Source organism: Pseudomonas sp. R5-89-07 (assembly GCF_003851685.1).
In the GTDB taxonomy this organism is placed as follows: domain Bacteria; phylum Pseudomonadota; class Gammaproteobacteria; order Pseudomonadales; family Pseudomonadaceae; genus Aquipseudomonas.
In genome coordinates this window covers 3,637,246-3,650,796 of sequence record NZ_CP027727.1, presented here as the reverse complement: position 1 = coordinate 3,650,796, position 13,551 = coordinate 3,637,246, and the positions used below count along the sequence as shown (strand labels likewise).

The 13,551-nt window shown below is 62.4% G+C and carries 10 protein-coding genes; 7 read left to right on the top strand and 3 right to left on the bottom strand.

Features of this window, described 5'->3' with window-relative positions; translation table 11 throughout:
* Window positions 1-133: 133 nt before the first annotated feature.
* On the bottom strand, window positions 134-946 hold the full coding sequence (gene xthA, locus C4J94_RS16655) for an exodeoxyribonuclease III (RefSeq protein WP_124387183.1): 813 nt from the start codon (window positions 944-946) through the stop codon (window positions 134-136).
* Between the two features lie 169 nt (window positions 947-1,115).
* On the opposite strand from xthA, the gene C4J94_RS16650 reads away from it, so the two are divergent.
* The 7 genes from C4J94_RS16650 to C4J94_RS16620 all read left to right on the top strand — a co-directional run bounded on the left by C4J94_RS16650 (window position 1,116) and on the right by C4J94_RS16620 (window position 12,141).
* The gene (locus C4J94_RS16650; RefSeq protein WP_124387182.1) at window positions 1,116-1,766 is read left to right on the top strand and encodes an N-acetyltransferase; all 651 of its coding nucleotides are present in this window, start codon (window positions 1,116-1,118) and stop codon (window positions 1,764-1,766) included.
* Between the two features lie 64 nt (window positions 1,767-1,830).
* Window positions 1,831-3,558 (top strand): autotransporter assembly complex family protein, encoded by a 1,728-nt coding sequence (locus C4J94_RS16645; RefSeq protein ID WP_124387181.1) that lies wholly within the window; start codon window positions 1,831-1,833, stop codon window positions 3,556-3,558.
* Window positions 3,558-7,241: a translocation/assembly module TamB domain-containing protein gene (locus C4J94_RS16640; protein WP_124387180.1), complete on the top strand. Its 3,684-nt coding sequence runs from the start codon at window positions 3,558-3,560 to the stop codon at window positions 7,239-7,241. The genes C4J94_RS16645 and C4J94_RS16640 overlap by 1 nt, the downstream gene beginning before the upstream one ends.
* Before the next feature lie 234 nt (window positions 7,242-7,475).
* Entirely contained in the window at window positions 7,476-7,946 is a 471-nt protein-coding gene (locus tag C4J94_RS16635) for a MarR family winged helix-turn-helix transcriptional regulator (protein WP_124387179.1), read from the top strand.
* Window positions 7,946-9,397 carry an efflux transporter outer membrane subunit gene (locus C4J94_RS16630; protein ID WP_124387178.1) on the top strand — a complete coding sequence of 484 codons (1,452 nt, stop codon included), beginning with the start codon at window positions 7,946-7,948 and terminating at the stop codon, window positions 9,395-9,397. The genes C4J94_RS16635 and C4J94_RS16630 overlap by 1 nt, the downstream gene beginning before the upstream one ends.
* 15 nt (window positions 9,398-9,412) lie before the next feature.
* Window positions 9,413-10,612: an efflux RND transporter periplasmic adaptor subunit gene (locus tag C4J94_RS16625; protein WP_124387177.1), complete on the top strand. Its 1,200-nt coding sequence runs from the start codon at window positions 9,413-9,415 to the stop codon at window positions 10,610-10,612.
* Entirely contained in the window at window positions 10,612-12,141 is a 1,530-nt protein-coding gene (locus tag C4J94_RS16620; protein ID WP_124387176.1) for a DHA2 family efflux MFS transporter permease subunit, read from the top strand. The genes C4J94_RS16625 and C4J94_RS16620 overlap by 1 nt, the downstream gene beginning before the upstream one ends.
* A 154-nt stretch (window positions 12,142-12,295) precedes the next feature.
* Here the strand turns inward: C4J94_RS16620 and lpxH are convergent, their stop codons facing one another.
* Together lpxH and C4J94_RS16610 are read right to left on the bottom strand one after the other, a co-directional pair.
* The gene (gene lpxH / locus C4J94_RS16615) at window positions 12,296-13,045 is read right to left on the bottom strand and encodes a UDP-2,3-diacylglucosamine diphosphatase (RefSeq protein WP_124387175.1); all 750 of its coding nucleotides are present in this window, start codon (window positions 13,043-13,045) and stop codon (window positions 12,296-12,298) included.
* Window positions 13,042-13,548, bottom strand: coding sequence for a peptidylprolyl isomerase (locus tag C4J94_RS16610; RefSeq protein ID WP_065877469.1), 507 nt, complete (start codon window positions 13,546-13,548; stop codon window positions 13,042-13,044). Before C4J94_RS16610 ends, lpxH begins: the two co-directional genes overlap by 4 nt.
* Window positions 13,549-13,551: the final 3 nt, after the last annotated feature.

Here is a 13,551-nt window from a genome sequence, read left to right as displayed (position 1 = left end):
TGACACTCCATAGGTCTAAATGTGGGAGGGGGCTTGCCCCCGATGGCGGCGTATCAGCTATAAATCAGCTAACTGACACACTGCTATCGGGGGCAAGCCCCCTCCCACACTTGACCGCATTGGGTCAGAGAGATCAGCTCAATTCAAGCCAGATCGGCGCATGGTCCGACGGCTTTTCCAAGGCGCGCAGATCGTAATCCACCCCCGCATCCTTGACCCGCGGCATCAGCCCGGTAGACGCCATGATCACGTCGATGCGCAGCCCGCGCTTGGGCTCGTCCTCAAAGCCACGGCTGCGGTAATCGAACCAGCTGAAGCGGTCGGTCACCTCAGGGTTCAAGTGACGGAAGGTGTCCACCAGGCCCCAGTTTTTCAGGCGGGCCATCCATTCGCGCTCTTCCGGCAGGAAGCTGCACTTGCCGGTCTTCAGCCAGCGTTTAGCGTTGTCGGCGCCGATGCCGATGTCGCAATCCTGCGGGGAAATATTCACGTCGCCCATCACCACCAGTGCCTGGTCATTGCTGAACTGGCTTTCCAGCAGCTGTTGCAGGTCTTCATAGAAACGCTGTTTAGCCGGGAATTTGGTCGGATGGTCTCGGCTTTCGCCTTGGGGAAAGTAGCCGTTCATGATGGTGACGGGGTTGCCGTTCCCGTCGGCGAAGGTGCCCCAGATGAAGCGGCGCTGGGCGTCTTCTTCATCGCTGGCAAAGCCCTTGTGCACGCTCAACGCCTCTTTGCGCGAGAGCAGGGCCACGCCGTAGTGGCCTTTCTGTCCATGGTAATAAACGTGATAGCCCAGCGCCTGGACTTCAGCCAACGGGAACTGGTCATCGTGGACCTTGGTTTCCTGCAGGCCGATGACGTCCGGTTGATGCTTTTCGATCAGCGCCGCCAGCTGATGAGGGCGGGCGCGCAGCCCATTGATATTGAAGGAGACGATTTTCATGGTCGGCAGTCCAGTCTGGCAAAAGGGCGATGCTAGCCGACAAGTCGGACGGGGGCCAGCGTGGCGGCCGCAAGCATGCGCTGCTAAGGTCAGGGAACGACTGGCGCTGCGCAGGTTCGTACCCATAAGAACGCCACCTCATTGAGTGGCGTCCAGGAGATTGACTGTTATGCCTGACACTTCGACGCCCGCTGCCGAAATCCGCCTGCTCAATAGCGGTTATTCCCGCGAAGCGCGTTCCCTGCTGTACCAGGCCTACCGTCACGAACCGACCTTCGCCTACATTTTCGAAGCCGAGCGGCCAGGTTATGAGCAGCGGGTACGCGCTACGGTGCGGGAGCTGGTCAAGCAGCATTTTTTCCAGAAGCTTCCGGCCATTGGTTTGTTCGTCAACGACCGTTTGGTCGGCGTTGCCCTGATTGCCCCGCCGCAGCGGCGCCTGGGTATCACCGAAAGCTGGGCCTGGCAGATCCGCATGTGGCTGAGCACCGGTGTACGCGGCACGCGGCGTTACCTGGAATACCATCAAGCCGTGCTGGCGTGCCTGCCCAGCGAATCGGTGCATGTGTTGCCATTGCTGGGTATTCACCCGCAGTTGCAGGGCCACCACTACGGCGAACAGTTACTGGAAGCGGTCCACAACTGGTGCGCCGAAGACCCGCACTCATCGGGCGTGGTGCTCGACACGGGCAATTCCCGTTACCTGGATTTCTATAAGCGCCAGGGCTATGAGGAAATCGGCGAAATTGCCGTTGGGCCTGTGCTGGAACATGTGTTTTTCCATCCCAATCCCCAAGCGTTAACTGCCGCAACGGCTTGAGACAGATTTATTCAGACAAATCCGGGTTCAAAGTTCCTCTCTCGCTCGTGTAGCATCCGCGCCTATGAAGTTTCCAGGAAGATTTACCAGCGGCTTGATACTGCTGTTCACAAGCTGCGGCGCATTGGCGCAAAGCGAGCTGGACGTGCGAGTCAAACCCTCAAACGACGCGCTGAAAGCCAACATCGAAGGCTACATCGGCGGGGTGGGCGATCGTGATGAAGAAGCGCTGCTGCGCTTCAGTCGCGGCGCCGAAGAACAGGCGCGCAAAGCCGCCCAGGCGCTGGGCTTCTATCAGCCGCAGATTGCCAGCGATGTGAAGGGCGGCAAGAACCCGCGCCTGACCCTGACCATCGACCCCGGCGAACCCGTGCACTTGCGCAACGTCACCCTGCGGGTCGACGGCCCGGCGGCCAGCCTCAAGGCGTTCCGCGTGCCCGCCAGTGACGAGCTCAAGCCCGGCGCGGTGCTCAATCACGGCCATTACGACGATGCCAAGCGCCTGATCCAGAACCAGGCGTCGCGCTATGGTTTCTTCAGCGGGCGCTTTACCCGCCAGAAACTCTCGGTAGATCCCCAGGCGGGCGTCGCCGATATCGAGCTGGTGTACGACAGTGGCCCGCGCTACAGCATGGGTAAGGTCAGTTTCGCCGGCGACACGCCATTCGATGAAGAACTGCTGCAACGCATGGTGCCCTTTGAAAGCGGCACACCTTACGACTCCGAACTGATCGCCGAACTCAACCAGAACCTGCAAGCCAGCGGTTTCTTCGAAAGCGTGCGCGTGGACGCCAGCCCCACGGCCTCGACCAACGATGTGATTCCGGTGGCCGTGCAGCTGGACACGCGCAAGCCACGCACCATGGGCCTGGGCCTGGGTTTCTCGACGGACGTCGGCCCTCGGGGCAAGGCCAACTGGACGCGCCACTGGGTCAATCCCCAGGGCCACAGTTATGGCTGGGAAGCCGAACTGTCGGCGCCGCGGCAGAACGTTGGGCTGTGGTATGACGTGCCGCTCGACCCACCGCTCACCGATAAATTGCGCTTCGCCGGCGGTTACCAGAATGAAGAGCTGGCCAACACCGACACCCTGAGCAAGTTGCTCACCCTCGGTCCCGAATGGCACAGTAAATTGCCCAGCGGCTGGACGCGGGTTATCTCACTCAAATACCAGCGTGAAGAATACAGCCTGGGCAATGACTCGGGCATGAGTAACCTGGTGATGCCGGGCATCAGCTACTCCTACCTGCGCAGCGACAACCGCATCGACCCACATAACGGTTATCGCCTGATGTTCGACAGCAAGGTCGCCAAGGAAGGGCTCGGTTCCGACACCAACCTGCTCTACGGCACCGCCACGATCAAGGGTTTGACCACCTTGTGGGATAACCACCGCTTCCTGGGCCGCGCGCAACTGGGCGGCAGTGCCACCAACGGCTACCAGTCGGTGCCGCCGTCACTGCGCTTCTTTGCCGGTGGCGACCAGAGCGTACGGGGTTATGAATACCAGACCCTGTCACCGGAAAACGACCGCGGTGATCGCATTGGTGGCCGCTACATGGTGGCCCTGAGTGCCGAGTACCAATACTCCATCGCCGATAAATGGCGCATCGCGACCTTCATCGACCAGGGCAACTCGTTCAATACCCTGGAAATGCCCAGCCTGAAAACCGGTGTGGGCGTGGGGGTGCGCTGGGTTTCGCCGGTTGGCCCGATCCGCCTCGACCTCGCCCATGCGCTGGAAGACCCGGGCGGCATTCGATTGCACTTTTCCATGGGGCCTGAGCTGTGATGCGTGGTTTGAAGATAGCGGGGCTGGTGCTGATTGCCATCCTCGCCGTAGTGGTGCTGGCGCTGTGGTCGGTATTGGCTACCCAGGTAGGCAGCCGCTGGGCCTTGGGCCTGGTGCCGGGGTTGAGCGTCGACAACTTCGAGGGGCGTCTTGGTGGCCAGTGGCGTGCCGACCACCTGCTATGGGAACAAGACGGCAGCCGCGTCGAGCTGAATGCGCCGACGTTTGCCTGGTCGCCCGCGTGCTTGCTGCGCATGACGTTGTGCATCGACAAGCTGGACGTGGAACAGGTAAGCCTGCAATTTGCGCCCAGCGCCGAAGAGAGCAGCGGGCCTATTGCGCTGCCGGATCTGAAACTGCCGCTGGCCATCCAGTTGGGCGAGGTTCGCGTCGGTACGTTGCTGTTGAACGGCAGTGAACAACTCAAGGGCCTGCAACTGGCCGCGCACTGGACTGCCGAAGGCTTGCAGATCGACGCGGTGCACCTGCAACGGGACGACCTGGTGCTGGACTTGTCCGGCCTGCTGCAACCGGTCGGTGACTGGCCTTTGACGGCCAGCGGTCAACTCAGCCTGCCTTATGCGCCTGGCGGCGCGCCCTGGACGGTGGCCCTCAAGGTCGACGGCGACCTGCTCAAGACACTCAAGCTCGACGCTGACAGCAGCGGCTACCTGCCGGCCAAGCTCAGTGGCGAGTTGCAGCCGCTGGTGGACAACCTGCCGGCGCAATTGCGCATCACCGCCGACGTCTTCAAACCCAGCGCCGATCTGCCCGACACCTTGCAGCTCAATCAACTGGACCTGAGCGCCAAGGGTGACCTGAAAAGCGGTTACCAATTGCTGGGCAAAGCAGTATTGCCGGCTGAGAAAGGCCCGGTGGATCTGCTGCTGCAAGGCAAGGTCGACGCCAAGGGCGCGCAAATCGCCGGCCTGGACCTGACTGCCGGTGACCAGCAAAGCCTCAAGCTCAGTGCCAACCTGGACTGGCAACAAGGCTTCAGCGCCGACGCCAGGATCGACTGGCTCGACTTTCCCTGGCATCGCCTCTATCCGCTGATCGACGAGCCGCAGGTCGCTTTGCGCACCTTCAACGGTGAGATTTCCTACAAAGACGGCAACTACCTGGGCAACCTCAAGGCCGATCTCGACGGCCCGGCCGGCAAGTTCAATGTGGTCACGCCGTTCAGTGGCGACCTCAAGCAGATCTTCCTGCCCGAGCTCAAGCTGACTGCTGGCCAGGGTAGAGCCGAAGGCCGTGTGACGGTGCAATTTGCCGACGGTATCGCCTGGGACACCGCGTTGGATTTGACTGCGTTGAACCCGGCGTATTGGGTTGCCGAATTGCCCGGCACCCTGGCTGGGCCACTGCGCAGCAAAGGCGAATTCAGGAACGAGCAACTCAAGCTCAACGCCGACCTTGACCTCAAGGGCCGCCTGCGCGGGCAAACCGCCGTGCTGGCGGCCAAGGCCGAGGGCGCGGGGGAGCAATGGACACTCGCCAACCTGGATATCCGCCTGGGCGACAACCGCATCAACGGCAGCGGCAGCCTGCAGCAGCGCCTGGCCGGGCAGATCGACATCAAGCTGGCGCGCCTGGCCCAGCTCTGGCCGCAGCTGCGCGGGCAGATCAATGGCCGCGTCGATGTCGCCGGCACCTTGAAGGCGCCGCAAGGCAAGCTCGACCTCAAGGGCCAGCAACTGGCATTGGCCGACAACCGCCTGCAAAGCCTCAGCCTCGACGCGACACTGGACAGCGCCCAGCGCGCCCGGGTCGACCTCAAGGGCAGCGGCATCCAAAGCGGCGAGACCCAGGTCGGTACCCTCACCGCCAGTGCCCAGGGCGATATCAAGAACCAGAAGGTCCAGCTGGACCTGGCCGGCCCGCTGCTCAAGCTGGCCCTGGCCCTGGACGGCAATCTCGACAAAGGCAACTGGCGCGGGCGCCTGGCCAGTGGCGACGTGCAAGCGGGCGGCCAGGACTGGCGCCTGCAGGCCCCGGCGAAAATCGAGCGCCTGGCCGACGGCAAGTTGACCTTCGCCGCTCATTGCTGGGTGTCCGGCGGCGCCAGCCTGTGCGGCGAAGACCAGCGCCTGATGCCGGAGCCGAAGCTGCGTTACCACCTCAAGCAGTTCCCCCTCGACAGCCTGGCGGCGTTCCTGCCCAAGGACTTCGCCTGGCAGGGCAGGCTCAACGCCGATGTGCAACTGGATCTGCCGGCCAGCGGCCCCAAAGGCGTGGTGTCGGTGGACGCCGGTGGCGGCAACCTGCGCGTCAGGGACAACGGCCAGTGGTTGGATTTCCCCTATGACACGCTGAAGCTGGAAACCACCCTCAACCCCAAGCGCATCGATACCCAGCTGAATTTCCATGGCGGCAAGCTCGGCGAGTTGCTGCTGCAGGCGCAGATCAATCCATTGCCGGCCAGCAAGCCGATCACTGGCAATTTCAGCCTCACCGGGCTGGACTTGGCGGTGGCACGGCCGTTCGTGCCGATGGTGGAAAAGCTCACCGGCAAGCTCAATGGCAGCGGGCGGATTTCCGGTGGCTTGCTCGCGCCCCAGGTCAACGGCAGCGTCAACCTGGTAGACGGTGAAGTCTCCGGGCCCGAGTTGCCCGTGAGCCTGGAAGGCTTGAACGTGCAAGCCCTGATTGCTGGCGAAAGCGTGCAGCTCAATGGCGCCTGGCGCAGTGGCAAGGCCGGGCAGGGCAGCCTGCGGGGGCAGATCGACTGGGGCCGCGCGCTGGTGGTCGACCTGAGCCTCAAGGGCTCGCAACTGCCCGTGACGGTAGAGCCTTATGCCGTATTGGAAGTGGCGCCCGACCTGAAGATCAGCCTCAAGGACGACAAGCTGGCGATCGCCGGCAAGGTGCACATCCCTCGCGGCGATATCACCGTGCGCGAACTGCCGCCATCGACGGTCAAGGTGTCCGATGACACGGTGATCGTCGGCAGCCAGACCGAAGAGGGCAAGCCGCCGATGGCCATGGCCATGGATATCGACGTGGAGGTGGGCGAAGATCAGCTCAACTTCGCCGGCTTTGGCCTCACCGCCAAAGTGCGGGGCCACGTGCATATCGGCGACAACATGGACACCCGTGGCGAGCTGTGGCTCAACGACGGCCGTTATCGTGCCTACGGCCAGCGCCTGAATGTGCGCCGTGCGCGGCTGCTGTTCGCCGGGCCGTTGGACCAGCCGTTCCTGGACATCGAGGCGGTACGCGTGACCACCGAATCCTCGCGCACGGTTACCGCTGGCATCCGTTTGAGCGGCAGTGCCGAGCAGCCGACCACACAGATCTTCTCCGAGCCTGCCATGGCCCAGGAAGACGCGCTGTCCTACCTGGTGCTGGGGCGTTCGCGGACCAACAACGGTGAAGACAACAACATGCTCGCCGAAGCCGCCCTGGGCCTGGGCCTGATGGGCAGCGCCGGGGTAACCACCGACATCGCCAACAAACTGGGGATCCAGGATTTCGACCTGGACACCCAGGGCACCGGCAACAACACCGCGGTGGTGGCCAGCGGCAAGATCAACGAGAAGTTGAGCCTGCGTTACGGGGTCGGGGTGTTCGAACCGGCCAACACCATTGCGTTGCGCTACCTGCTGAGCAAGAAGGTGTATCTGGAAGTGGCCACGGGCGTGGCCAGTTCGCTGGACATCTTTTACAAGCGCGATTTTTAAGCCTTACTCGGAAAAAATGTGGGAGGGGGCTTGCCCCCGATAGCGGTGGGTCAGCTACAGATAAGCTGACTGACAGACTGCTATCGGGGGCAAGCCCCCTCCCACATGGATATGTATTCACTTCAATTTTCATGTGATTACCAAGCAACCTAACTATTGGATTTGACATTCGCTGCCTAAGCAGTAATATCTCGTCACACATTCACTGCCTAGGCAGTAATAAGGTGACTTCCGATGCCTCACTTCACCCCGGACAACTTCCACAACTGCCACCTCGGCCTGTTGCTGGGCCGCGCTGCGATCCTCAAGGACCGCATCATCGACACCCATATGGAACCCCACGGCATCACCGCCGCGCAGTTCAAGGTGTTGATCATCATGGCCCAGTTCGGCGTCGATACTCCGGCCGAGCTGTGTCGCAACCTGTCCCTGGACAGCGGCTCGATGACGCGCATGCTCGACCGTCTGGAGCAAAAACAGCTGCTCAGTCGCAAACGTTCCGAACTCGACCGCCGCCAGGTGCAGTTGGTGCTCACCGCCGACGGCCAGCGCCTGGCCGACATGCTGCCGCAGATCGGCGCCCAGGCCCTCAACCAGCTGGCCGGTGTACTCGAGGCGGGCGAGTTGGAAACCCTGGAACGGATCCTCAAGAAAATTCTGATAGCTGCGGGTGATCCCATCACCCTCCAGCGGGTAGGTCATTGATGAACACACGCGCATTCAGCCTGGTGCTGATGGCGATGACGTTGGCCGGTTGCGCCAACTACAGCGGCCTTGATACCCAAGGCAAACGCCTCGACGCCAACACCTTGCAAACCGGCAAATCCCTGAGCGGCGTCAGCCTGTCCAGCGCCGCATGGCCTGCCGCCGACTGGTGGAAGAGCCTCGGCGACCCCGAGCTCGACGGCCTGATCCAGGAAGCCCTGCAACACAGCCCCGACATGCAAGTGGCCAGCGCCCGTGCGCACCAGGCCGAGGCCGCTGCCTATGCCGCCAACGCCGCGCGCATGCCGACGCTGGATGCCAGCGCCGGTGTCAGCCGTTCGCGGCTGGCCAAGGACCAGGACCCGCGCGGGGAGGGCGATGCCTATTCGACGGTGCGCAATATCGGCGCCAGCTTCAATTACAACTTTGACCTGTGGGGCGGCCAACGCGCAGCCTGGGAAGCCGCACTCGGCCAGGCCCGCGCCGCCGAAGTCGACCAGCAGGCCGCGCGCCTGACCCTGGCCGCCAACGTGGCCAAGGCCTACAGCGATCTGGGCCAGGCGCATATCGTGCGTGACCTGGCCGCCGATGACCTCAAGCGTACCCGCCAGATGCTCGACCTGAGCAAGCGCCGCCTGAGTTCCGGTATCGACAGCGAATACCAATACCAGCAAACCGAAAGCCTGGAAGCCAGCTCCCAGTCGCAGTTGATCGATGCGGAAAAACAGCTGCAAAGCGCCAAAATTGCCCTGGCGGTGTTGCTCGGCAAAGGCCCGGACCGTGGCAACGAATTGGCCCGCCCGAATGTGCTCAAGCCCGCGGCGGTGGCCGTGCCGTCGGTGCTGCCCGCCGAATTGCTCGGCCGCCGCCCGGACCTGGTGGCCGCACGTTGGCGGGTAGAAGCCGCGAGCAAGGACATCGCCGCGAGCAAGACCCGCTTCTACCCCAACCTCAACCTGAGCGCGAGCGCCGGCGCCGAATCGTTGCTGGGCGATGCGATGTTTGGTTCGGCCAGCCGCTTCTTCAACATTGCGCCGACGATCTCGCTGCCGATCTTCGACGGTGGCCGCCTGCGCGCGGACCTCGATGCCCGCGACGCCGATTACGACCTGGCCGTGGCCCAGTACAACAAGACCCTGGTGCAAGCCCTGGGCGATATCGGCACCACCCTGTCGCAACTGCGCGACACAGGCCGGCAGATCCAGGCCCAGCAACACGCCGCGGACATCGCCCAGCAGTCCTACGACACCGGGGTGCAGCGCTACAGCTCCGGCATCGGTAACTACCTGGATGTGCTCAGCATCGAGCAGCAATTGCTGCAGGCCCAGCGTCAGCTGGCGAGCTTGAATGCTGCGCAGATCGATCTGTCGATTCAATTGATGCAGGCCCTGGGTGGCGGGTTCAACGCCAACAACGTGGCCGCGACCACCCCAGCCCACCGCACGGAATAATTCGAGGTATTTTTCATGGCCACTGCCGACAGCAACAACACAGCCGAACACACCCAAGACAACAACCCACGCAAACGCAAAGTCCTGCTGATCGGCCTGGCGCTGATCGTCATCCTGGGTGTCGTCGGCGTCTGGGCCTGGTACGAGTTCTACGGGCGCTTCAATGAAAGCACCGATGACGCCTATGTGAATGGCAACGTGGTGGAAATCACCCCGCTGGTCACCGGTACCGTGGTCAGCATCGGCGCCGACGATGGCGACCTGGTCCGCGAGGGCCAGGTGCTGGTCAGCTTCGACCCCAACGACGCCGCCGTCGGCCTGCAAAGTGCCCAGGCCAACCTGGCCCGCACGGTGCGCCAGGTCCGTGGCTTGTACAGCAACGTCGACGGTATGAAAGCCCAGGTCAATGCGCAGAAAGCCGATGTGCAGACGGCCCAGGACAACTACAACCGGCGCAAGACCCTGGCCCAGGGCGGGGCGATCTCCCAGGAAGAACTGTCCCACGCCCGTGACAGCCTGACTGCGGCAAAGAACGCCTTGACCAACCTTGAGCAGCAACTCAAGACCAGCAACGCACTGGTGGATGACACGGTGATTTCGTCCCACCCGGATGTGCAGGCCGCCGCCGCGCAACTGCGCCAGGCCTACCTGACCAATGCGCGCAGCACCTTGATCGCACCGGTTACCGGCTATGTGGCCAAGCGCACCGTGCAACTGGGCCAGCGCGTACAACCGGGCACCGCGCTGATGGCGGTGATCCCGCTGGACCAGCTGTGGATCGACGCCAACTTCAAGGAAACCCAGCTGCGTGACATGCGCATCGGCCAGCCGGTGGATATCGAATCCGACATCTATGGCAGCGATGTGAAGTACAGCGGCACCGTCGACAGCCTGGGCGCCGGCACCGGCAGCGCGTTCGCCCTGCTGCCCGCACAGAACGCCACCGGCAACTGGATCAAGATCGTGCAACGAGTGCCAGTGCGCATCCATATCAACGCCGAAGAGCTGGCCAAGCACCCGCTGCGGGTCGGTTTGAGCACCGTGGTGAATGTGGACCTGCATGACCAGAGCGGTCCGGTTTTGGCGCAACAGGCGCCGCAGAAAGCGTCGTTCACCACCAACGTGTATGACCGCCAATTGGCCGAGGCCGATGCCATGATCAACCAGTTGATCCATGACAACAGCGTCGCCGCTCCCAAGGCTGCGCAACGCTGATGAGCAATAACGCCTCGTTCACGCCACCCAGCCTGTTGATGGCCACTATCGGGCTGTCGCTGGCGACCTTCATGCAGGTGCTCGACACCACCATCGCCAACGTGGCGCTGCCGACTATTTCCGGCAACCTGGGCGTGAGTTCGGAGCAGGGCACCTGGGTCATCACTTCGTTTGCGGTGAGCAACGCGATTGCCTTGCCGCTTACTGGCTGGCTGAGCCGCCGGTTTGGCGAGGTGAAGCTGTTTCTGTGGGCAACCCTGCTGTTTGTGCTGGCGTCGTTCCTGTGCGGTATCTCCACGTCGATGCCCGAGTTGATCGGCTTTCGCGTGTTGCAGGGCCTGGTCGCCGGGCCGTTGTACCCGATGACCCAGACGCTGCTGATCGCGGTCTACCCGCCGGCCAAGCGCGGCATGGCCCTGGCGCTGCTGGCGATGGTCACGGTGGTGGCGCCGATTGCCGGGCCGATCCTCGGCGGCTGGATCACCGACAGTTACAGTTGGCCGTGGATCTTCTTCATCAACGTGCCCATCGGCATCTTTGCGGTGATGGTGGTGCGTGCGCAGTTGAAGAAGCGTGCGGTGGTCACCAGCCATCAGCCGATGGACTACGTGGGCTTGTTGAGCCTGATCGTCGGCGTCGGCGCCTTGCAGATCATCCTCGACAAGGGCAACGACCTGGATTGGTTCGAATCCAACTTCATCATTATCGGTGCGGTGATCTCGGCGATTGCCCTGGCGGTGTTCGTCATCTGGGAGATGACCGACAAGCACCCGGTGGTCAACCTGCGCCTGTTCGCTTACCGCAACTTTCGCATCGGCACCATCGTGCTGATCCTGGGCTATGCGGGCTTCTTCGGTATCAACCTGATTCTGCCGCAATGGCTGCAAACCCAGATGGGCTACACCGCGACCTGGGCCGGGCTGGCGGTGGCGCCCATCGGTATCCTGCCGGTGCTGATGTCGCCGTTCGTGGGCAAGTACGCGCACAAGTTCGACCTGCGCCTGCTGGCGGGCCTGGCGTTCCTGGCGATTGGCTTGAGCTGCTTCATGCGCGCCGGTTTCACCAACGAGGTGGACTTCACCCACATCGCCCTGGTGCAGCTGTTCATGGGTATCGGCGTAGCGCTGTTCTTCATGCCGACCCTGAGCATCCTGATGTCCGACCTGCCGCCACAGCAGATCGCCGACGGGGCGGGCCTTGCGACCTTCCTGCGTACCTTGGGCGGTAGCTTTGCGGCGTCGCTGACTACCTGGATCTGGATTCGTCGGGCGGACCAGCACCATGCCTACATGAGCGAGAACATGACTACCTATGACTCGGCGACCCGCGATGCCTTGCAGGCGCTCGGTGGGGCAGGGCAAAAGGCCTACACGCAGCTGGACCAGATCCTCACCAGCCAGGCCTATATGATGTCCACCGTGGATTACTTCACGTTGCTGGGGTGGATGTTCATGGGGCTGATGCTGCTGGTGTGGCTGGCCAAGCCGCCGTTCGGGGCGAAGGCCGGGCCGGAAGCGTCCGGCCACTGATCTCCGAGAGTTGAAATGCAATCAAATGTGGGAGGGGGCTTGCCCCCGATAGCAGTGTGTCAGTCCACTCATCAGTAACTGACCGAATGCCATCGGGGGCAAGCCCCCTCCCACATTTTGATTTCTGTTCACAGTGGATCAGTGGTGTTCGGGCTCAAGCGCCAGGCAACGCCAGCTGCGGATTGACGAAGTCAAACGCCGCCAACTGAAACCCTTGCTCATCCACCTGCAACGCCCACCCTTGCTTGTCCCAGTCCCCCAGCACAATGCGTTTGGCCGCCTGGTCGCCAATCTGCAGTTTGTGGATGGCAGGGCGGTGGGTGTGGCCGTGGACCAGGGTGCGCACGCCAAATTGCTGCATCACCCGTGGTACTTCTTCGGGCGTGACGTCGACTATGTCGTTGGCCTTCATGCGTACCTGGGCACTGCTTTCGCTGCGCAACTTGCGCGCCAGTTTGTGGCGGGTGCGCAACGGCAGATGCCTCAGGATAAACAGCACAATCGGGTTACGCAGGATGCGCCGCAGCTTCATATAGCCAAGGTCGCGGGTGCAGAGGCTGTCGCCGTGCATCAGCAGCACGGGTTCGCCGGCGAGCTGCACGACACTCGGGTCCTTGAGCAAGGTTGCGCCTGCCGCTTTGCAGAACGCCCTGCCGATCAGGAAATCGCGGTTGCCGTGCATGATGAAAATCGGGGTGCCGCTGTCGCTCAGTTCGCGCAGCGCCGCACAGATGGAGCGCTGGAACGGTGTCATCCCATCGTCGCCAATCCAGGCTTCAAAGAAGTCCCCTAGAATGTACAACGCCTGGGCGCCACGGGCGCGGCCGTGGAGCAGATCCAGAAACGCCCGGGTGATGTCCGGGCGCTCCTCTTCCAGATGCAAGTCTGAAATCAGCAATATCACGCTTCGATGATCTCGGCTTTCTCGACGATCACGTCTTCTGCGGGAACATCCTGGTGACCGGCCTTGGACGTGGTGGACACGCCTTTGATCTTGTCGACAACGTCGGTGCCAGCGGTGACTTTACCGAACACGGCGTAGCCCCAACCCTGCACGTTCTTGCCGCTGTGGTTCAGGAAGGCGTTGTCGGCAACGTTGATGAAGAACTGCGCAGAGGCCGAATGCGGCTCCATGGTGCGGGCCATGGCGACGGTGTACTTGTCGTTGGAAAGGCCGTTGTCCGCTTCGTTCTGGATGCTTGGACGCTTGTCTTTCTTCTCTTTCATGCCTGGCTCGAAACCGCCGCCCTGGATCATGAAGTTGCCGATGACACGGTGGAAAACAGTGTTTTCGTAGTGGCCGGCTTTGACGTACTCGATGAAGTTGGCGACGGTGATCGGCGCTTTCTCGGCGTTCAGCTCGATGACGATGTCACCGTGGTTGGTGGTCAGTTTGACTTGAGTCATGTT